The sequence below is a fragment of the Polyangium sp. 6x1 genome (assembly GCF_029946515.1).
Lineage (GTDB): Bacteria > Myxococcota_A > Polyangia > Polyangiales > Polyangiaceae > Polyangium.
Map to the genome: position 1 here is coordinate 611567 of NZ_JARZHH010000001.1, position 20329 is coordinate 631895.

At 67.0% G+C, this 20329-nt stretch carries 21 protein-coding genes; 8 read left to right on the plus strand and 13 right to left on the minus strand.

Annotated elements, in window-relative coordinates; genetic code table 11:
* Window positions 1–1215: 1215 nt before the first annotated feature.
* The 4 genes from QHF85_RS02445 (at window position 1216) to QHF85_RS02460 (ending at window position 5154) form a co-directional block, all read left to right on the plus strand.
* Entirely contained in the window at window positions 1216–2340 is a 1125-nt protein-coding gene (locus QHF85_RS02445; RefSeq protein WP_281325386.1) for a hypothetical protein, read from the plus strand.
* A 21-nt stretch (window positions 2341–2361) separates the two neighbouring features.
* Window positions 2362–3558: a sigma-70 family RNA polymerase sigma factor gene (locus QHF85_RS02450; protein ID WP_281325387.1), complete on the plus strand. Its 1197-nt coding sequence runs from the start codon at window positions 2362–2364 to the stop codon at window positions 3556–3558.
* Window positions 3559–3792: 234 nt separating this feature from the next.
* Window positions 3793–4461 carry a hypothetical protein gene (locus QHF85_RS02455; protein WP_281325388.1) on the plus strand — a complete coding sequence of 223 codons (669 nt, stop codon included), beginning with the start codon at window positions 3793–3795 and terminating at the stop codon, window positions 4459–4461.
* An 81-nt stretch (window positions 4462–4542) separates the two neighbouring features.
* Window positions 4543–5154, plus strand: a complete 612-nt coding sequence (locus QHF85_RS02460; protein WP_281325389.1) for a GNAT family N-acetyltransferase — start codon at window positions 4543–4545, stop codon at window positions 5152–5154.
* 14 nt (window positions 5155–5168) lie between these two features.
* Here the strand turns inward: QHF85_RS02460 and QHF85_RS02465 are convergent, their stop codons facing one another.
* Complete coding sequence (locus tag QHF85_RS02465; protein WP_281325390.1) at window positions 5169–5669, minus strand: cupin domain-containing protein; 501 nt, start codon at window positions 5667–5669, stop codon at window positions 5169–5171.
* A gap of 138 nt (window positions 5670–5807) precedes the next feature.
* Between QHF85_RS02465 and QHF85_RS02470 the strand changes: the two genes are divergently transcribed.
* A complete protein-coding gene (locus tag QHF85_RS02470; RefSeq protein WP_281325391.1) occupies window positions 5808–7013 on the plus strand; it encodes an adenylate/guanylate cyclase domain-containing protein in 1206 nt (401 codons plus the stop codon).
* 35 nt (window positions 7014–7048) lie between these two features.
* Window positions 7049–7876, plus strand: a complete 828-nt coding sequence (locus tag QHF85_RS02475) for a carotenoid biosynthesis protein (RefSeq protein WP_281325392.1) — start codon at window positions 7049–7051, stop codon at window positions 7874–7876.
* Here QHF85_RS02475 and QHF85_RS02480 read toward each other — a convergent pair whose 3' ends face one another.
* From QHF85_RS02480 to QHF85_RS02505, 6 genes are all read right to left on the minus strand, one after another.
* A complete protein-coding gene (locus QHF85_RS02480) occupies window positions 7877–8797 on the minus strand; it encodes a UbiA family prenyltransferase (RefSeq protein WP_281325393.1) in 921 nt (306 codons plus the stop codon).
* 21 nt (window positions 8798–8818) lie between these two features.
* Window positions 8819–9883, minus strand: coding sequence for a hypothetical protein (locus tag QHF85_RS02485; protein ID WP_281325394.1), 1065 nt, complete (start codon window positions 9881–9883; stop codon window positions 8819–8821).
* A gap of 113 nt (window positions 9884–9996) precedes the next feature.
* Window positions 9997–10869, minus strand: coding sequence for a hypothetical protein (locus QHF85_RS02490; protein WP_281325395.1), 873 nt, complete (start codon window positions 10867–10869; stop codon window positions 9997–9999).
* Complete coding sequence (locus tag QHF85_RS02495) at window positions 10866–12197, minus strand: DUF1552 domain-containing protein (RefSeq protein ID WP_281325396.1); 1332 nt, start codon at window positions 12195–12197, stop codon at window positions 10866–10868. The genes QHF85_RS02490 and QHF85_RS02495 overlap by 4 nt, the downstream gene beginning before the upstream one ends.
* A 26-nt stretch (window positions 12198–12223) precedes the next feature.
* Entirely contained in the window at window positions 12224–13882 is a 1659-nt protein-coding gene (locus QHF85_RS02500) for a DUF1592 domain-containing protein (RefSeq protein WP_281325397.1), read from the minus strand.
* 8 nt (window positions 13883–13890) lie between these two features.
* Window positions 13891–14916 carry a hypothetical protein gene (locus tag QHF85_RS02505; RefSeq protein WP_281325398.1) on the minus strand — a complete coding sequence of 342 codons (1026 nt, stop codon included), beginning with the start codon at window positions 14914–14916 and terminating at the stop codon, window positions 13891–13893.
* A gap of 254 nt (window positions 14917–15170) precedes the next feature.
* Here QHF85_RS02505 and QHF85_RS02510 point away from each other — a divergent pair, with 254 nt between their 5' ends.
* Window positions 15171–15788: a hypothetical protein gene (locus tag QHF85_RS02510; RefSeq protein ID WP_281325399.1), complete on the plus strand. Its 618-nt coding sequence runs from the start codon at window positions 15171–15173 to the stop codon at window positions 15786–15788.
* Between the two features lie 3 nt (window positions 15789–15791).
* Here the strand turns inward: QHF85_RS02510 and QHF85_RS02515 are convergent, their stop codons facing one another.
* On the minus strand, window positions 15792–16382 hold the full coding sequence (locus QHF85_RS02515) for an RNA ligase family protein (RefSeq protein WP_281325400.1): 591 nt from the start codon (window positions 16380–16382) through the stop codon (window positions 15792–15794).
* 148 nt (window positions 16383–16530) lie between these two features.
* On the opposite strand from QHF85_RS02515, the gene QHF85_RS02520 reads away from it, so the two are divergent.
* A complete protein-coding gene (locus tag QHF85_RS02520; protein WP_281325401.1) occupies window positions 16531–17652 on the plus strand; it encodes an AAA family ATPase in 1122 nt (373 codons plus the stop codon).
* Between the two features lie 10 nt (window positions 17653–17662).
* Here QHF85_RS02520 and QHF85_RS02525 read toward each other — a convergent pair whose 3' ends face one another.
* From QHF85_RS02525 to QHF85_RS02545, 5 genes are all read right to left on the minus strand, one after another.
* Window positions 17663–17836 (minus strand): hypothetical protein, encoded by a 174-nt coding sequence (locus QHF85_RS02525; RefSeq protein ID WP_281325402.1) that lies wholly within the window; start codon window positions 17834–17836, stop codon window positions 17663–17665.
* 77 nt (window positions 17837–17913) lie between these two features.
* Window positions 17914–18741: a hypothetical protein gene (locus QHF85_RS02530; protein WP_281325403.1), complete on the minus strand. Its 828-nt coding sequence runs from the start codon at window positions 18739–18741 to the stop codon at window positions 17914–17916.
* Window positions 18738–19190 carry a hypothetical protein gene (locus QHF85_RS02535; RefSeq protein WP_281325404.1) on the minus strand — a complete coding sequence of 151 codons (453 nt, stop codon included), beginning with the start codon at window positions 19188–19190 and terminating at the stop codon, window positions 18738–18740. The genes QHF85_RS02530 and QHF85_RS02535 overlap by 4 nt, the downstream gene beginning before the upstream one ends.
* A gap of 39 nt (window positions 19191–19229) precedes the next feature.
* Window positions 19230–19913, minus strand: coding sequence for a TetR/AcrR family transcriptional regulator (locus QHF85_RS02540; RefSeq protein WP_281325405.1), 684 nt, complete (start codon window positions 19911–19913; stop codon window positions 19230–19232).
* Window positions 19910–20317, minus strand: coding sequence for a DCC1-like thiol-disulfide oxidoreductase family protein (locus tag QHF85_RS02545; protein ID WP_281325406.1), 408 nt, complete (start codon window positions 20315–20317; stop codon window positions 19910–19912). The genes QHF85_RS02540 and QHF85_RS02545 overlap by 4 nt, the downstream gene beginning before the upstream one ends.
* Window positions 20318–20329: the final 12 nt, after the last annotated feature.

Consider the following 20329-nt stretch of genomic DNA (forward strand, 5'->3'; position numbering starts at 1 on the left):
AGGACACGCCATCGGGCCACGCATCCTTTTAATCGGGGGTATTTTATGCGCCTGTGGCCGTTTTTTTTCCTGGCGGGAGCGCTTCCAGTCGTCGCCCTGGCCTGTGGTGACGTCGGCTGGAGCGAAGACGCCAACTATAAAGCTGTGTGTGTCTGCGGCGTAGGCACACCTGAGGAATTTGCGGAGTGCCTTGCTGAGGGTTGGCCTCCCGATCCGGAGACCTGCCCCGCAGATGCTGGCACGGTCGGGTGTCCAGGTGTGTGCGCCCCGGAAAAGCCCGCCGGCTGGGAAGGCCCCGTCCTCGTCGCCACGGGCCCAGCCATCAGTTTGCCCGCTTGCCCGAAAGGGACGGAAGAGGTCGTCTGGGCCTTGGCCGATCCCCAACTTGGGCCTCGTGACTGCCCTATCTGTACGTGTGGCGAGCCTCCGGGGAGCTGCGAGTTTCCTACGTCCTGGAATACACACGCTGCCGTCTGCCAAACGCCTCCCGCGCCCGCGAGTGCATCCTTCGATGCCCCGGCAAACTGGGATGGAACGTGCACGACGGCCAACGCCATCTCAGAAGGGAAACTCTGCGGTGGTGTGCCATGTGTCCGCTCCCTTTCCGTAGCCCCGCCCGTCCTCGTGGAAGGTGATTGTCCAGCCGCGACCGAGTGGGAGGACCCGCCAGACACCTCCATCCCCTACGGCGGAACCATCAACGAGTGGCCGACGATAGACTCCGTCGCAGCGCTGGCTTGCGCAAACGACGGGAAAACGTCGTGCAAGTACGCATCCTGTTCGCCGGAGCCGCCCTCCTCTTTCGACGTATGCGTGTACGCCGCAGGGGACGTCGAATGCCCCGAACGGTGGGCCAAACGCGCCGTGTTCTTCGAGGAGGGCACCGACAAACGCGAGTGCAGCGCTTGCACTTGCTCTCCACCCACAGGAGGCTCGTGCACCGTTCAGATTCACGTATTCACGGACAGCGCCTGCACGAACGAGCAACTGTCTCCGTATGTCTCCTCTGACATGCCCGCCCCCTGCTACGACCTGATGGAAGGCATTTCGCTCGGTAGCAAGAGAGCGGAAGTCATCGATAGGGTCCCTGGCGTGTGCATGCCCCAGGGTGGTGAGTCGACGGGAGAGGTGGAGATGAAGAAGCCGATCACGTTCTGTTGCCTCGCGTAAAGCTACCTTGCTCGATCCCGCCCCTAGCTGGTAGGGTCGGGTACGATGGCTCTCCGCGGGGGGACGGTACTGGCAGCATCGCTCTGCCTCTTTGCGACGCCTGCCGCCGCGCAGGAGACTTATCGCCTCGACTACGTGCGCGAGCCTGGCGCAGAGGTCTGCCCGAGCGAGGCGACCTTCCGTGCCGCTGTCTCCAAAGAGGTCGGCCGAGATCCGTTCCGACCTGAGGCGTCGAATCGTCTCAAGGTCATCTTCCACCGCTCCGAAAAGAACATTCGCGTCGAGATCGTCGCGAAAGACGATTCTGGATCGGAACAGCGCGCACCTGAGCACGAAAAGCCCGCATGGGAATGTGCTGGTTTGTTGCACCACGCGGCTTTCAGCGCGGGGATGCTCATCGATCCGCTGGCGCCGCCTGAGCCGGAGCAGCCTGTCGTTCCCCCCGGACCACCTCCCCTTGCGCCACCTGCGCTTCCGGCGCCACCCCTTCCACCATCGAGCCCGCCACCTCCGCCTACCGCCGTACAAACCGCGCGGACAGTGCCGACACTCCGGCCAGGTCCACCCACGCGCATCCTCATTTCGTTCGCTGGAGGCGCCGCCTCCGGCAGTACACCGGGGTTGTCACCCTCCGTGGTGTTTGGCCTCGGGCTCCGACAAGCTGAACTCTCCTTGAGCGTAGAAGCCCGCTATGACGCTCAGAGCGCGCGTATTGAAGAGCCATACCGCATCCGTGGATCACAGCGGTTTGGAATGCTCCTACCATGCCACCATTCGAGAGCACGTTCTTGGCTTCAACTGGACAAGTGTCTCTTGATCTCAATTGGATGGCTCGATCGCAGCATTGAGCACGAGAGTAAAGTACGGAAGTTTCTGGAAGAGATACCCACTTTTACCTGGGGCGTGGGCTTCCGCGGCGGCTTGTCGTTCCTGTTGGGACAGTCGTTGACCCTGCAGACTCGACTGGATGTCCTCTTCGTGCCCGACCCGCCCGGGGAAGTTGTTCTCGGCCGCGAAATCTGGACCTACCCCTACGCCTCCGCCGCGGCCCACGTTGGTCTCACCTACGCCTTCGACGTGTTCCGCCCCACCGCCAAACCCCCTCCCCCGCCGCTTTCTCAAAAATTTTTTCCCGCCGTCGGTACATCCGGGGGGTCTGACGACATTTAACAGGCGGAAGCGAGAGCCCTCATGCTAGCCGCCGTCGACACGACACCCACACGGGAGGAGTTCCGGACGTTTTACGTGGAAAACTTCCACGGCGTGTGGCGACAACTACGTCGCCTCGGCGTCCGTGAAGCCGACGCGTCCGACCTCACGCATGATGTCCTCGTCCTCGCATACAACCACTTCGACGAGATCCCGGCGTACGCCCAGACCTGGCTCGCGCGCGTCTGCTTCGAGATGGTCCGGAACTACCGGCGCAAGGCCGCGCGCCGACGCGAGCGCCTCGCGCCGAAGGTGATCGAGGCAGCGATCGACGAGCAAACGGAGGACGAGTCGCCGACCGAGATCGTCCTCGAAGCCCTCGACAGGATGCCCGAGGAACAGCGGATGCTGCTCCTGCGGTATCACGTCCGGGAGGAGCCGCTCCACGCCCTCGCGAAGAGCCTCGGCGTCGCGCGCTCGACCGTCCAGCTCCGCCTCGCCGCCGCGGAGAGAGCGTTCGAGGGCTGGATGAAGACGCTCCTCGGCGTGGATCCGGGGACCGGCTCGCGGCAAAGCCTCTTCGCGTCGTTCTCGCTAGCCGAGCTCTTGCCGCGAGCCTGGGAGTCGAGCGAGGTCCTCCAGAGGGCCCAGCTCGACGGCTGGGAGCGTTTGGCGCGGGCGATCGACGCCGCGAAGATCACCGCCGGCGCGCCGAAACGCGAGGCGCCTCCCTCGATCGAAGCAGGGGTCGGGACGACAAGTCTTCCCTTCAAAGTCGCGATCGCATTTGCCGTGGCCGCACCGGCCGCGCTCGCGGGCATGCTCATCGGGCATCTCGGTGCGGGCGTCGCTTGGGCGCAGAGTGCCGCAGCGCCGTCACTCCACGCGGCAGTGACGCAGGTCGCCGTGATCGCAGATGCCGTCGTCGTGAAGACTGCACCACAGGGCGATTCCACGGCAGCTTCCGTAGCGCCAGCGCCTTCGCCCGCTGCGACCTCCAAGCAGGACACTGTGCCGTTGGAGGTCAAGATACTTCGCAAGTTGAAGCAGGCAGTCATCGACGGTCAAAACGACCTGGCTCACCAGCTGCTCGCGGAGCACCGGCGTCGCTGGAGCGACAGCAGCCATGAGATCGAACGTCAGCGGATCCTCGCGGCGGCACAAAAAATCAAGGCATCCAACGAAACAAAGAAGGCCGCGAAAAACCAGGCCAAAGCCGAGGACAAACCCAAACCCTGACGCAAGAGATCGTCGTTCGCAGCCGGCCGCGTTGCCACTCATTCTGGGCGAGCATGGTGGCGCGGCCGCCTGGGGACGACGATCCACGATTCGACACGATCACCGCTCGCAGGCGGCCCGCCGTGGCAAAGACGAACGGAGGACCCCTGCTCGCGCGCACGAAAACAAGGCCAATCCGAGACATTTGTCTCGACGGGTCGCCTACGAGCGGTGATCGCACAACGGGAGGGAGACATGCCGACGACGCTGCGGGAATCGGACGAGGACGACGTTCCGATCGGGATCCACGAACGGCCGACGTGGCCCGAGGACACGCGGCCGACCATTGTCGATCCCTCCTGCGCACCTCCAAATGGATGGCGCGCTCGCCTTCGTGATTTCCTCGATCGAATCCGCGCCCGATTCCGCCCGACCCCCGCGCCGCCGCCCCTCCCGCCCGCGCGCGAGCGCACGAGCAGCTCGCCCACGCTCGTCTCCTCGGGCGTATTCGTCTTCGAGGAGATTCTTTCGGGATTGTGGCGCCTCTCCCCGGAGCAGCTCGACGCCGTCGTGCGCCTCGCCGATCACGTGCGCGAGGCCCGCGACGCAGGCCCCGATGCCGCGGTGGATGCTCGAATCCTCTACGTGCTCGCCCGCCTCATGCCCGCCCCAGGCGATATCGTCTCCCTCGCGCTGCTCCGGGACAAACTCCTCGGCCTCCCGCGTTCGTCCGTGGATCAGGGCCTCCTCCGCCTGGAGGCCGGCGGTAAAATCGTGCTTTTTTCCGCCCCGATGGCCGCCGGCCTCGCAGGCGCGGGAGGAGCGCCGGGCGCGGGGATCGAGCATCCAACACGAGGAAATCTCGAACGTTGTGCCCTCGTGCCCGAGCGACGGCGCGGTCGAGGCATCCGCCGCGCTGCGTGACGTCTGTGTGAAACTGCCGCGCCTTCCTGTGTGGGCGCTTGACTTCCGAGGGCGGCCGGAGCTTGCTCGGTCGGCACGCCCATGTCCTTCACGCCCTTCTCCCCCTCGCACGTCCCGCTCCGGGGAGGCCGCCGCGCCCTCCTCCGAATGGCCACCTACCCCGCCGATTCCGCCGGCCTGCTCGACCTCGAGCGCGCGATCGTCAAAGCCCGCCACGGAATCGTCAAATACCCCGACGAGCTGCCCACCGACCCGATCGCCTACGGCGACATCCAAATGCGCGCAGGCTTGGCGGCGACGGACGGCACGGCCTTTTGCATGGTCGCCGAGGAAGAGGGGCGCGGAATCATGGCGGAGGCGTCGATCCTCCGCCTGTCGTTCCGCATGGTTCGTCACGTCGCCGTCCTCGGCATCGGCGTACATCCCGAAGCACAAGGAATCGGCCTCGGTCGCGCGCTCCTCGAAGCGCTCCTCGGCTGGGTGCGCGACCATCGCGACGCGGACGGAGGCCGCATCCACCGCGTCGAGCTCCACGTCCGCGCCGACAACCCTCGCGCGGTCGCGCTTTATCGATCCCTCGGCTTCCAGCCGGAAGGGTCCCGCCGTGGACTCGTTCGTCGCGACGACGGCAGCTTCGTCGACGATATCGGCATGGGCCTCCTGCTCCCCGATCCGGACGAACCCTCGGCCTGACAGGCTGTTGATTCTTACTCGTTGCCCTCCCAGTAATCGCGGCTCTCGCCGTCCCGCCCGACATACCGGAACGTGCGCGGCTTTCCTTCCGCGTCCGGGCCGACCTCGGCGACGATGCCGAAGTTGCCCGAATCGGGGTACTCCACGAGGTCGGGCGTCATCCGCGTGCTCACGGACAGCACTTTGAGCTCCGCGGTCTCGGACGTATTGATGAACTGGTGCGCCGACTCCGGCCCGGACGGCGGACACGCGATCATGTCGCCGCGGCGAATCGGGTGTCGCTCGCCGCCGAGGCGCATCTCGCCCTCGCCTTCCAGCACGAAAAACATCTCCTCGTTCACGCGGTGGGCGTGGCAGGGAAACGCGCGCTTGCCGGGCGGGATGATCGTCACGTTGTAACCGAGCTTCTGCGCGCCGATCTTCTGTCCGACGAGGCTCACGCGACACGCGAAGCGCTCGCCGTGGCCCATCGGGAAATATTGCAGCTCGTCGAGGTTCAAGATGGGGCGAGACATGGGGAACTCCTCTCGTCGTTAATGGTTTGCCCTGCGGGTCTGTCACCCGGCCCCACGCCGGTCAAGGACGAAGCAAACGGCCGTTCGTCACGAATAACGCTTGACGCACGGGATGCGATTTGCGTTGGTGGTGCGGACATGGCAACCGTGGCCCACGCCTCGAACCTGAGCGAGCTCGCCGCCGCGATGAAGGAGGCGTTGAACCGCGAGGCGCGCCGGAACGAGATGCGCGTCGCGGTCGTCCGCATGTCGGCGTACACGCTCGTGCTCGTGCTCGACGTCGTGCTCTGGGCCCGAGGCCTGCGGCCCGCGACGAACATCGCCGGCGGAGCGCTCTGGGTGCTGCTCTCGGCCGTGCTCCTCCTCGCGACCACGCGGCTCCCGTACGGCCGCGTGTACTGGTTCATCGTGCCGATCATCGACGGCATCCTCATCGACGGCATCCTCAGCACGCGCATCGCGTCCCTCGGCGTCACGACCGCCATGGCGGCGGTCAGCGCGCTCGCCTGCGGCCTCTTCGCCGCGACGGGCGGGATTCGCTTCGATCGCCGCGCGGCCGCGTGGACCACGTTCCTCGCCGTCGTCTTGTTCGTGCGCCTCCTCGGCGATCATGCGTCGCACGTGCACTTGCTTTACTCGGGCGTGGCGATCGTCGCGATCGGAATGCTCAACGTCTGGCTCGCCGATCAGGTACGCCGCGCGATGGAGGCCACGCGCGGACAATTGCTCCTCGACCGGCTCCTTCCGGGCGTCGCGCGCGCGGCTTTGAGAGATCCGCTCTCGCTCCTCGACGCGCCGCGGTCCGTGGAGGCGACGCTGCTCGTCACGGACCTGCGTGGCTTCACGTCGCTCTCGGAGCGCATGGAGCCGGCCGACGTCTTCGAGATGCTGAACCAGCTCCAGGGCGCGCTCTCGGAGGCCGTGCACGCGTGCGGCGGCATCGTCGACAAGTTCATGGGTGACGGCATGCTCGCGGTGTTCGGCGCGACCGAGCCGGGGAGCGATCATGCGCGCCGCGCGATCGAGGCCGTGCGCCGCATTCGCGCCGCGCTCGACGAGCAGAACCGGGCGCGCTCGGCGGGCCTGCGGATCGGCATCGGCGTGCATTCGGGGACCGTGGTGGCGGGCTGCCTCGGCGGCGGGAGCCGGCTCGAATTCACGGTCATCGGCGACGCGGTGAACACGACCTCGCGCCTCGAAGCGATGACCAAGGAGATGGGCGTCGACGTGCTCGTCAGCGAGGAGACCGTGCAACACGTGCCCGAGGTGACGTTCGAGGACCTCGGCGTCGCGCCGGTGCGGGGACGGCAGCAGGGGATCCGGGTATTCACGCTGAAGTCGTGAGGTCGACGATCCTTTCGGCGTGCTAGCGTCCGCGCGTGCCTTTGCTCGTGTTCGAGGTTGCCTGCGTCGCCGTCGTCCTGCTCGCGCTCGCGGCCATGGCGCGGAGGCGACCGCCTGCCGATCTCTTGACCGAGTATGCGGCGCTCGCCGTCGCCGGGTGGATCGGCGAGGAGACGTGCGTCGCGTTTTACGATTACTACCATTACGCGATGGGCTGGCATGTCCGGCTCGATCGGGTGCCGATCCTCGTGCCGCTCATCTGGCCGCTCGTGATCCTCTCGGCCCGGGAGGTCGCCGCTTGCGTGTGGCCGCGCATCGAGCGGCTCCGCCCGCTCGTGGTGTTCGCGATCGTCGCGTTCGACGCGTCGCTCGTGGAGGTCATCGCGGTGCGCGCGGGGCTCTGGTCCTGGGTCGAGGCGGGGCACCTCGGCGTCCCGATCATCGGGATCCTCGGGTGGGGATATTTCGCGATTGGCGCGGACCTCGCATTGTCGGGCCGCCTCTCGGCCGGAGACGGGCGGCTCCGGCGCGCGCTCGCCACGATCGTCGCGGCTCCGCTCGTCGCGCACGCGCTCATTCAGATCACGTGGTGGGGGTTTTTCCGGTGGGCGCAGCGGGAAGCGCTCGGCGTGGCCTCGCTCTGGGGGCTCTCGGTGCTCGGCGTGTTCGTGCTCGCGTCCGTCGTCCTCGCGCGCCGTCGGGGCGGCGCCATTCCGCTCTCCGTCGCGCTCCCGCGGATGGTCGCGGCCGGACTCTTTTTCGTGCTGCTCGTCTCGACCGCGCCCGCGGAGCTTTCGCTCTGGCACCACACCGCGATCGTCGCCATCCCTTATCTCGCCGCGAGCGAGCTCAGGCCGCGCTGATCAAAGAAAAATGTTCGCGGGCATTCCCGCCCGCTCCCACAGCGCCGTGCCGACGAGATAAAAGACGAGCTGGGCCGTACCGATGTGCGTGAGCACGATGCAATCGTGCGAGGTGAGGCCACGACGGTACCGCGGCCGATAAAACGCGAGCTGCGTCGCGGGCGCGGCCAGCATCAAGCCCTCGCGAACCCCGAGCGCGCCGGAGACGATGCCCGCGACGAGAACGGCGGCCGCGCCGATGAGCAGTCCGTCGATGATCTGCCGCGCGCGATGAGGTCCGTGCACCACGGGATACGTGGGGATTCCTTCCTGCCGATCCCCTTCGAGGTCACGCATATCGTAAAGGATCTCGTACGTCAGCTCGAAAGGAACGAAGAACAGCGCAAGACAACCGATGCCGCTCCAGGGCATCACGCGCGCGCCGGGGCTCGTGACGAGGGGATACACGAAGCACGTGAGGACGAAGAGGACCGAAGAGCCGAAGTTCTTGAAGAAGTAAATCTCCTTCAATCGGGAGAAGCCACGCGGCGTGGGGACGATGTTGTAATTGTAGGCGAGGCCGATCACCTGAACGGCGATCCGGAATGGCGTGAGGCTCGGCCAAACCAGATGCGTCGCGACGAACGAGCCTACCATCAGCAGGACCGAGCCCACCGTGAGCAGGCGCTTTCGGCGCGCGACGCGCTCGGTGCCGCGGATTCCATTCTTGAGGTCCTCGTCGATGTCGGTGATCCGGTTCATCAGGTTGATGAGGAACCAGTCGAGGCCCACGACGAGGGCGACGAGCGGCAGGTAACGCCCCGTCATGAGCCAGCCGAAGACGACACACGCGGCCATGGCCACGAGCACGATGTGATATCGGGCGATCGCCAGCGCGTCGGCGAGCGCGGACGAGGCGGGCGCGAGGGCGGCTTCGGACATCGCCGCCCCTTCTAGCATTTCTCAGGGCAGCGCGAGGATCCCGATCGGCCGCGCGAGGCGCGCGTCCGCCTTCACGAGCACCGCGCCCGACTGACCCGACGCGGGCAGCGGCGTTCCATCGGCGTCGAAGCGCAGCACCGTCCCGGGGTTGCCCTTCGCTTCGTCCGCGTCGAAGCCCGCGGCGAAGATACGCCCGCCGTCGCCGAAGCTCAGCCCGCCGAGGTAATTGCCGCTCGGCATGCTGCCCGTGTAGTTCGTGGAGATCGTGCCGAGCAGCGTCCCCATCTCGAAATCGTAGTGACGAATGTCGTTCGCGTAGTCGCTCACGTAAAGCTCGCAGAGACCAGCATTGCAATCCGGTCCATACGCGAGGCCGAGCAGGCTGATGTAACCGTGCCCCGCGGGGGAGAGCTCGGGCTGCTCGGCGAAGACCTTCATCTCGCCCGTCGTGACGTCGATCTGCAAGACCTGGCTCGGCAGCCCCGGGTACGTGGGCATGCCGTTCTCTGCGACGGTGCCCTCGGTCGTCACGTACAGCTTTTCGTCGGGCCCGAAGAGCAACCCATTCGGCCCGTTCAGGCCGCCGGGCATGCCATTGCCCTCCTTGAAGACGTCGATGAAATCGCCTGTCTTCCCGTCATAACGCAGGATCTGATCGGTCAGGAAGCTCGACACGTAAAGCCGCCCGTCCGGCCCGAAGGCGATGCCATAAGGACGATGCAGGCCGCCGCCCTTCGCGAACTCGCCGTAAAACGCGCCCGTCGAGGAGTCGAACCGCAGGATCACGGAGTTCTCGGGCGTATCGCCGCTCGAGATGTAGAGATCCCCCTCGGGGCCGAGCGTCATGGAATCGGGATGGAAGAGGCCGCCCGTGCCTTTCGGAATGAAAGCATCGACGAACGCGCCCGTGTCCTGCTCGAATCGCAGGACGTCGTCGCCGCGGCTGTTCGCCACGAGGAACAAGGGCTTGCGCGGCACCTCGCCGCCGGTCGTGCTCGGGCCGCCTTCGTCATCCCCGCAGCCCGTGAGGGCCGAGAGCGCGAGGACAAAGGCGACCTTCCCAAGAGTTCGCAGAAGAATTCGCATCGCGCCAGCATATCGGCAGGGGCGCCGAGGCGGAAGGCCGATGGTGGACGAACACGCGGGCGCCGTGCGGCGGCACGCGCGCGGAGGTCACGTTCGCCCCCGCGCGCGGCGCGTCAGCGGCGCAGGAACGCCGGCACGCCCTCGATGTCGAGTGTCGCCGAGAGCTGCTCGCATTTGCCGGTGTCCTCGTTGTATGCGAGGTCCGTGTTCGCTTCGAGCAGCACCTTGATCTGCGGGAGCAGATCCTCGAGCCCATCGCCGTCCGCCACGCCGTCGAGGATCTCCTGCGGCAAGACGCCGCCGCCGAGATACCCCTTCAGCTTGTGCTCCTCGTCGATCGCGAAACGGAACCGCGCATCCTGCACGTTCAACGTGAAGGCGACGTCGAAAATGGCGAGCGGGATCGCGAGGGCGAACGGGCCGGTTTCGAGCACGCCGTTCTCGATGCGCGCATTCGTGACGTGGCTGCGGGTCGCGGTCGGGTCGGGCTCGAATGTTTGATACGCCTCGATGACGCCGTCCGTGCCGAGGGTCGGCAACCTCTTCACGCCGACCTGCACGCTGAAATTCACGCAGGCGTCGTTCGTGAAATCGTCAACGTTCTCCATCTCCATGAGGATGACGAGCTGGCCGTCGTTGATCGACCCTTGCAGAAGCCCGTCAATCGCATCGCCGACGAACTTCTCCACTTCCGGGACGAGCGGCGCGAGCTGGTTGTCCACGCCGCTTCGCCCCTCGGAATCCTTGAAATCCGCCTTTCCGCAGGAGAGCGAGTCGGTCACGTCGCTCGTCCTCCCGTCGAGATCGAAGCCGGGCGCCACGGTCGGTGATACCAGGCGCGAGAAGGCGAGCTTCGTGGTAATGGCGCCGTACGTCTCGCCGGTCTCGCACGACGAGGGGCCGAGGGCCTCCTCCCCGCCGCAGCCGACGAGGAAGAGGCCGAGGCCGAGCGCGGGCAGGAGCCTGGAAAAACGATTCGTGTTCATACCTCGATCGCCGTCAAGCTGGAGGTCACGCGCGCGTCGCCCTGGCCGAAGCTGTCGAGCGTCATCCCCATCGCCCGCGCGAGCGAGAGGAGCACCTTGCTCGCGTTCTCGGCCGACGGAGACCGATAATGCAGCCCGGTCTTGAGCGCCCCGTTGCAGGTGCCCGCGAGGAGGATCGGGTACTCCTCGAGCAGGTGCGATTTGCCGTACGAGCAATCGCTCGTCCCGAGGATCGCGCAATGGTCGAGCAGCGTGCTGTCGCCCTCGGGGACGGCGGCGAGCGCCTTCACGAGATAGGCGAACTCGCTCATGATGTAGACCAAAATGCTCTGCACCTGCGGCTGCTCGCCGGGCTCGTCGTGGGTGAGCTGGTGATGCCCCGCGGTCGTGCCCGGATAGAGCGGATTGCCGACGGGGCTCGAGAACCACTGGCTGAACACGCGCGTCTGGTCGCAAGCGAGCGCCATGACGAGGATGTCCACCATCGCGCGCGAAATCTCGGACATCGGCGGCCTGCCGTCCACGTCGGGATATTCGTCGAGCGGCTTTTGCGGCACCATACACGCCGCGAGGCTCGGCGGGTTCTGCTGGAGTTTTTCGATCTGCTTCTCCAGCGCGCGGATGCCGTCGAGGTGCTTTTCCAGGCGATCCTTGTCGGTTTGTCCGAGGACCAGCTTGAGCGACTCGGCCTCCTCCATCACCCCGTCGAGGATGCTCTGCCGCAGCGGCAATCGAGGATCGGGCATCGGCGTGCTGCCCGGCATGACGAACCCGTCCACGAAGACACGCTGAAAAAGCGACGCGGGCGAGTTCTCCGGCGGGTTCACGCTGTGCGGCGCAGAATAGGAGAGGCTCCGTCCGCCGGGCTGGACCGCGAATTCGAGCGAGCGGAAGCGCGTGTCCTGTCCGACGGCCTCGGCGATCACCTGGTCGATGCTCGGCTGGGTGAACGTCTGGAGCTCCGTGCCATTGTTGAGCGGCGCTGCACCCGAAAGGATGCCCGCCGACCCCGAGTAATGGGGCACGGTGTTCCCGGTGTACACCTTCATGCCCGTGATGACCGAGAGCTTGTCCTTCACCTCGGCGAGCGGCGCGAGCGTGGGAGACGGCTCCCAGGTCGGCCCCGTGCCCTTGGGCACCCAGAAATCGGGCAGGGTGCCATTGCCCCAGAAAAAGATCCCGAATCGCTTCGGCAATGCGTCGCCCTGCGCATACGCCGTCCCGTTCGAATTGAGAAAAATCTCGAGCGCCGGCAGCCCGATGGCGACCGCCGCGCCCCCGAGCATGCCCCGGAGCATCGTCCTTCGGCTGAGCTTGGTCCGCTTCATGGCATGATCCCCTTCGTCACCGGTGGTCAAGGCTCGTGCGCGAGCCGGAAACCCGGGCTCGTCGCGATGAACGAGAGAAGCGACTTCACGCGGTGCCCCGCCGCGCGGAAATCATACGTGAGGGTGTTGATCGTCGCGCTCTCCTCCGTCGTGGGCTCGAACGCGGTGGCATACGAATAGAGCTTGCGCACGAAGCAGGGCGCGACCTTGTCGCTGTCGTGAATGCGCAGGGCGAGCTCGCGCGCGTTCGCGTAAGGCACGCCATCGAGGTTGCCCGACGGATCGATGACGGCGTCGGTCTCCTTCATGCGGAACCTGCCGATCCCGTCGAAGTTTTCGAGGCCGAGGCCAATGGGATCCATGAGCATGTGGCAAGCCCGGCAGTTCGGATCGGTGTTGTGCTGCGCGATGCGCTCGCGCAGGGTCCGCGCCTCCGTCGAGGGATCCGGCAGGCCCGTGTTCACGTTGACGGGCGGCGGGGGAATGCCGTCGCAGAGCAGATCCTCGCGGACGAACTTGCCGCGAAGCGTGGCCGACGTCGACCGCGGATGCGAGTGGAGCGCGAGGATGCTGATGTGCCCAAGGAGGCCGATCCGCACCGAATCCTCGGGAAAGTCCACCTTGCCGAAGCCCTCGTCCGTCGGCGCGGGAACGGCGTACATCGAGGCAAGCTTCGGATTGACGAAGGTCGTGCGCGTGAGGAAGACGTCGCGGTAATCGGCGTCGCGATCGAAGACGAGGTGCTCGAAAACCCGCAGCGTCTCCTCGCGCGCGGCGGGGCCGACCTCGGGGCTATAATACGTGAAGACCGTCGGGTCCTTCGAGAGCGCGTCGAGCTGACCGAGGTGCAGCCAATCCGTGACGAACGCCCGCAGGCCCTCCCGCGCCCGCGGCGATTCGATCATGCGCAGGACCTGGTCGGCGAGGCCCTCGTCCTCGACGAGCTTCCCCGCCTCGGCCGCCGCGAGCAGCTCCTCGTCCGGGATGCTGTTCCACAGGAAAAACGAGAGCTTCGAGGCCATTTCGAGGCTCGTGTAGCGGCGCTTGCCCGGGCTCTTCGGGTCCGGCTCGCCGACCTGGGGACGATAGAGGAAATTCGGCGACTGCAGCATCCCCGCGATGGCAAACTCGATCCCCTTGTCGAAGCTGCCGAGCGTGGTCGCCGCCTGCACGAGCAGCCCGCCCAGCCGATCGACCTCCGTAGCGGAGAGCGGGCGACGGTAGACGCGGCGCCCGAGCGAGGTCGCGAGCTTCTTCGCGCAATCGAGGTCGTTTGCCCCCGCGGGCGCGCACGGCAGGACCGAGGCTTTTCGCGCGGGGTCTGAAACGACCTGCTCTGCAATGGCGAACGCGGCCTTCTCGTATTTCTCGACGCCACGCGGAGAGATCGTGCTGACCGAGGAGCCGAGCGTGACGAAGCCGTCGAGCGGCGCGTCGGGCTCGATCGACGTCGGCACGTTGATGTCCTCGCCGAAGAGGTCGCGGATGGCATTGCCATACTGGGCGACCGTGAGGCGCTGCGCGCCGGTCTGCGCGGCGATCTCCGGCATCGGCGGCCGCGGCCCGAGCCCGCCGCTCGGCGGGGGCGCCTCTTCGCTACACGCGACGAGCGAGGCCGCGAGCGCCGCGGGGAGGAGCGCCCGGGAGAGAAACTTCGTCTTGGGGGGTTCGTCCCGGAATGACATCGCTCACCTCATTTGTGCTGAAACTTGACCTTCGGCGAGAGGACCTCGGTACCGTCGAGGATCTTCTGGACCTTGTCGCTCGTATCGCCGAGGATGTGCCGGCGCGCGAACGCGAACGCATAGGTGTTGACGAGCGCCCAGCCCTCGTACGAGTCGAACTCCGGGCAGCCGCCGAGCGCGAAGAGCTGGTGGCAGCCGCCCTCGAAATCGAGCCACGTGAAATCGATCGAGGTCACGCGCGCCCACACGTCCTCGGCGCCGACCGGATCGAGCGAGCCCGTCATGTAGAGATACGGCTTCTTCACGGCGTTGTACCCCTCCTCGCCGAACCAGCCGTCGCCATTCCCGATCGCCATTGGCATACCCGCCTTGACGCGCGGATCCCCGATATCCTGACCGAAGAGCGCGATTTGCTCGGGCGTGCAGGGCTCGGAGAACTTCGTCCCATCGTCGCACAAGGCCTGGATCGCCGTCAGGTCGTACGTGGCGCCGCCGCTCGCCCACGCCGTGCGCCCGCCGAAGCTATGGCCCGAGAGCAAGACCTCGTCCGTGCGGCATTTGCCCGCGAGCGGATCGTCCGAGGGGAGCGCCTCGAGCACGTCGAGCGAGGCCGTGAGGTCCGTCGAGCGCAGGTAACTCAGGAGGAGTGGCTTCGTGTCCTCGTGCTCCGGGAGCGTGTTGCCCGTGTGATCGGGCGCGATCGCGACCCAGCCGTGCGAGGCGAACCAGTGCATCATGTCGGAGCTCGTCCCGCCGAACCCCGAATACCCGTGCGAATGCAGGTGCACGGGGTAGCCCGCAGCTTCCATCGGCGGCGCGACGCTCGCGCCCTCGAACACGTCGTCGTCGGGGAATACGTTGATGTACCTCGGCGGCGTACCTTCCTCGTCGAGCGTGGGATACCAGAGATTGACGCGGATCTCGCGAGATTCCGGGACGCCCTTCGGCTGGTAGGTGTGCAGAAAGGACCGGTAGCCGACCCGGAACGGGCCGATTGCATCCACGGGGTAGTCGAGCAGGCCCCCCTCCGGCATCTTCGGTCCCGTGTCGGGGTTTCCAGGAGGAGGAGCTTCCGGCGAGCATCCCGACAAGAGCGATATCGATCCGATGCCCAGCGCGAGGAGGCGTCTGGCATGGCGGAAGGCGGAGAAGAATACCACGGCGCACATTGGACCACGAAAACGCGCAGGACGCTACTCGTTTTTTCGAGCCCGACGCAGCGACGTAATGCCGGCACGTGGAAACTTTCCAGGGCGCCCCTCCCGCGCTCGTGGTGTAAGGTGCGATCGTGTCCGACGACGTCCTCAGCCGACTTCTCGCCGTCCTCCGGGTGTCGCGCGCGGAGATCCGCGCCGCTTGGCGCGTGGGCTCCCGCGTGTACGGCACGGCCGGACCTGCGTCGGACGAGGACTTCCTCGTCGTGCGCTCGAAGCCGGAGCAAAGGCAGGACCTCGCCTTCGCCGAGGGCCTGAACATCGTCATTCACGGCGTCACGACTTTCCAGGACGCGCTCGACGATCAGAGCGTCTTCGCGCTCGAATGCTATTTCGCGCAGCCCGCCCACGTGCTCGTCGCGTCCCGTCCGCCCTTCCGGTACACGTGCGATCGGAAAAAACTCGCCTCCTCGGCGATCGGTCGATCCACGGCGGACTGGCAGAAGGCGAAGAAGCGCTTCGTCGAGGAGCCCGGGCCCTCCCGGAAAAAGGCGTTTCACGCGATGCGCGTGCCGGTCTTCGCCTTGCAGGTCGCGAAGACCGGCAAGATCAGCGATTACACGGCGGCGAACCACTTCCTCGCGGAGCTACGAAAAGGGCCCGACGACGATTTCGCGTGGTACGAGGAGACGCTCGGGCCGGCGCGCGAGGCGCTCTGCGCCGAGCTCACGAAGCTCGCCGGAAAACGATAGGGCCTACCCGGACCGGGCGAGCCGCTGCGGGACGATCGCCTGATGCAGCCAGTGCTCGTCGGTCTGCACGTGGCCCTTGCGCACCCACTTCGCCACGCATCGGCCAAACGCGCCGTCCGGGAACTGCGCAGAGACACGCACGACGACGCCCTCGCGCGGCCCCCCGAACGTCGAAGGCTCCCGCGAGAGCCGGTCGGTGAGCGCGCGGAGCTCGTCCACGGACGAGACCACGCCACGAAAAAGCACGGGCGCGGTCGGGAGGCCGAGGTCGCCGGCCTGCGCCGTCACCATGTCCCAATCCCACCAGATGCCGGCCGCATCATCGCGCACGCCGAAGACCAGCGAATACTCGGGGAGCTTGTCGTACGTGATCGAATGCACGGCATAACAGTACTCGCAGAAGACCGAGATCCCCTCCGAGAGGAGGTGTCCGATGCGGGCGTGCGTGGCCTTCGCGAGGTCGAAGCTCGGGTGCGCGGGCGGGCCCGCGTGCGAGCGCGAAAAGACGTTCTTCCGCGTGTACGTCAGGTTCGAGCCGTCGCATTTCTCGGTGGCGACGATCTCGGCGCCGACGAGCGCGGACACGTCTGACATGCGCTTGTCGTCGGACGTCCCGCCCGGCGACCACGGGAGGTGGAATGTCCTCGGGTACTTTGCAGACACGGCGATGCAGAGGCTAGCACGGCCGCCCTCGCCCGTGCTATGGTGGCGTCCCTCCTTTCTTCACGTTACGAGCACCTCCATGTCGCTCTCCCTCCTCACCGAGCCGCCCCGGCCGCCCGCTTTCCGTGTGCCCTGGGACGAGCTGCAGACCTTCGAATGGGTCCGCGCGCTCGAGCCCTGCCCGCAGGACCCCATTCACCACGCCGAGGGCAACGTCTGGATTCACACGCGCATGGTGCTGGAGACGCTCGTGGCGATGCCCGCGTGGCGCGCGCTCTCCGCGGACGATCAGGCGGCCGTCTGGCTCGCGTGCCTCCTGCACGACGTGGCGAAACCGTTCACCACGAAAGAAGAGCCGGACGGGCGCATCACGGCGAAGGGGCATTCACGCGCCGGCGAGATGCTCGCGCGGCGGCTGCTCTGGGAGCTCGGCGCGCCGTTTTCGCTCCGCGAGATGGTCTCCGGGCTCATCCGCCACCACCAGATCCCCTTTTACCTGATCGAGCGGGACGACGCGCAGAAGCTCGCCGCAGAGATCTCGCTCGTCTGCCGCGCCGATCTGCTCGCGCTCGTCGCCGAGGCCGACATCCGCGGCCGCGTCTGCCAGGACATGCAGCGCATCGTCGACAACATCGAGCTCTTCCGCGCGTTCTGCGCCGAGGAGGGTTGTTTCGACAAACCGCGGTCCTTCCCGTCCGATCACACGCGCGTCGTCTACTTCCGCTCCGAAGGGCGCTCGCCCGACGTGCCTGTTCACGACGACACGAGCGGCGAGATGATCATGATGTGCGGCCTGCCGGGCGCGGGGAAAGACACCTGCATCCGCGAGCGATTCCCGGATCTGCCGGTGGTGTCGCTCGACGAGCTGCGCAGCGAGCTCGACGTCGAGCCCGACGAGAACCAGGGCGCCGTCGTGCAGGCGGGCAAGGAGCGCGTGCGCGAGCACCTCCGGCGCGGCGAGCGGTTCGTCTACAATGCGACGAACCTCAACCGGCAGCGGCGCGGTCCGTTGCTCTCGCTCGCGGCCGATTACGGCGCGCGGGTGCGGATCGTCTACGTCGAGGCGCCGCGGGCCGCGCTCCTCGCGGGCAACCGCGCACGCGCCGCGCGTGTGCCCGAGGCCGTCATTCGCCGCATGAGCGAGCGATGGGAGGTCCCGAGCCTGCTCGAAGCGCACGCGCTCGACGTCGTGCTCCGCTGACGCTCCGGCGTCAGCCGTGCCGGAGGAGCTGCAGTTTCAGCGTGGTGAACGCGACGCCGGCGACCACCACGGCGCCGATGAGCACATCGACGCCGAGGCCCCACAAGCCGAGCGTCGCAGCTCGCTGCCTCGATCGCTCCGCCGACCTCGATGAACCGCCCCTGAAGCCAAGATTTGCGCGCACGAATCCCTCCCCGGGGTCGATTCATCTCACGACGCGCGCGGCGCTGGCTATCGGGTGTTTCCCTGATTTGCGTGTCGTCACTCCTTCTCGCACTGAAGGAGCACGAGCATCGGCATGTCCACGTCGGACGGCTCCGTCGCCGACGCGAGCTCGTACGTGCCTTTCTTGGCATATCCGTCCCCGCAGCACCCGCCCGCGAGCCCGATGCCGTGCGAGGGGGTATCGACCGTCGACGAAAACGCATGACCATGGGAGCGGGGCTCGGGGCTCGTGAACGGGTCGCCGCCGAAGGGGCTGTCCGCGGCGGCGTCCTGCGGCAATCCCACGAGGATCCTGCCCGCCGTACCTTCGGCGGGTTTCCAGCCCGATGGGCATTTCTCTCGATCGAAGAACATGAGCATACGCGGCGGCAGGGGCGTCGGGCGCGGGACGGGCTCCGCGTCTTTTTTGCAAGCGAGGAGCTGGACGTAGGGGATCTCGTCGGGCGCCGGCTCCGACGTCGTGGCGAACGAGACGACCCCGGCCTGCCCCACGCCGGAATTGCCGCCGCCGGGCGCGCCCACGTACGAGACCGCGGGGATCTCGACGCTCGCCGCGAGCGCATGCGAATGCTTGCGTTCTTCCTGGCTCGCAAGTGGCGAGCCGACGGTCTCTCCGCTCGGCAAGGTTTCACTCGCGGCGACGATCGTGCGCCCCGCGGCGAGATCGTAGGGCTTCCACCCCTCGGGGCAGGCGAGCTTCTTGAAAAAGGAGACCGCGCCGGTGGGAAGCGCGTCGCCGCGGAGCGATTGCGGATCCGGGCCCGGGTCCGTGGCGATGGGAACGCCGGAGCCGCTGCCCGACGTATCGAGGCAACCCGCGAGAGAAACGACGAGCAGACTGGCAAGCATAACGCGTGTTTTCATGGCTTCACGCACCCCGCGATCTGCAGGAAGGGCAGCCCCGAGGAGACCTTCGTGGTGGTGCCCGCGAGGGGATACGTCCCGGCCGCGGCGCCGTTCTGGTTATTGCCGTTCGCCCCGGCGATGTTTTTCGCGACGAGCGTGACCTCGCCGGCATAGGCGTGCTCGTGCATTCGCTCTTCGCGATCGGTGAACGGCGTGCCGACCTCGAGGCCCACGTACTCCGGTTGAATCGCGCCGACGACGACGCGCCCTGCGACGTCGTACACGGTCACCCACCCTGGCGGACACGCGCCCCCGCCGACGAACGCGACCATGCCCGAGGGCGCGCCGTCGTCGGGCGGCGTCTCGCCGGACGCCCGCCGCGCCTTCACGAAACCAAACCCCAGCACGACCGCTGCGATCACCGTCGCCGCGGCCCATCTCCGTCGAAACGACCTTCGTTGCATCATGCGCCGACCGTGGCAAGGCGCCCGGCGCGCGTCAATCCGTCACTTCTTTGCCGCGAACAGCCCCGCATTCTCGAAGAGCGCCGTGATCTCGGCGCGCATCGGACCGAGCATCGGAGACGCGAGCAGCGGCGCGAGCTTGCAGATGAGGTCGAGCGAGCCGTCCACGAGCACGCGGGTCTTCACCTGATCCTCGGAGGCATCGTTCACGAAGTAAAGGAGCAAGCCGAGGTGCAGCGCCCAGAGCGCCTGCCCGAGGAGCGGCCGCGCGTCCTCGGGGATCGCGTCGTCCTTCCCGATCGCGTCGACGAAAATGCCGATGGCCTTTCGCCGCACGTCCGACGTCTCCGCGCTGAAGACCGAGGTCGGCTCGTCGGCGCCGAGCGTGCTCCGCAGAATGGCCCGGAGCAGCTTGCGATCGTCCTTCAGCATGTCGATCTTCGCGTGCATCACGGCGCCGAGCCTCGATCGCAGATCGGGCAGGGTTTCGAGGGCGCCGCGCGACGCCTCCGCGTGCGCATCCTGCTGCCGCGCGTAATACGCGAGCACGATGGCTTCCTTCGAGGGAAACCAGTAATACGCCGCGCCGAGCGAGAGGCCGGCGGCGGCGGCGATGTCGCGCATCGTCGTCCCGTCGAACCCTTTCTCACGGAAGAGCTGGAGCGCGATCGAGAGGATGTGCTCGCGGCTCGCCTCGCCGCTCGGGCGACGCTTTCGGGTGGTCATCGGTAATGGCCTCCGGCGTACCGTACCCGGCAGCTCCCGCCGGGGCAATCGTCCGGCGCGACCCACGCGGCGATTGTGCGGCGCTTGCTGGAGAGCGCGTGAAAGAACCGCTCCGCGAGCGGAGCGAACGTCGGGCCGGAGAAGCGGTACGACCAGGGCCGCCATTCCACGAGCGCCCACAGGCAGAGCAGAAATGCGGCCGCGCCCGCCCAGACATCGCCCTCGTCGCTCACCACGACGAGCTCCTCGCCGAGCCACGGCACCCCGGCATAACGACGTTTTGCCTCGTCGCTGCCGCAGGCGAGGAGCTCGAGCTCGACGTACGCCTCCTGCGTGAGGAGCCAGTCGCGGCAGCGCACGCAGAGCACGCAAGTTTCGTCGAAAAGGACCGTGAGCCGCTTCATGGGACAAACCTC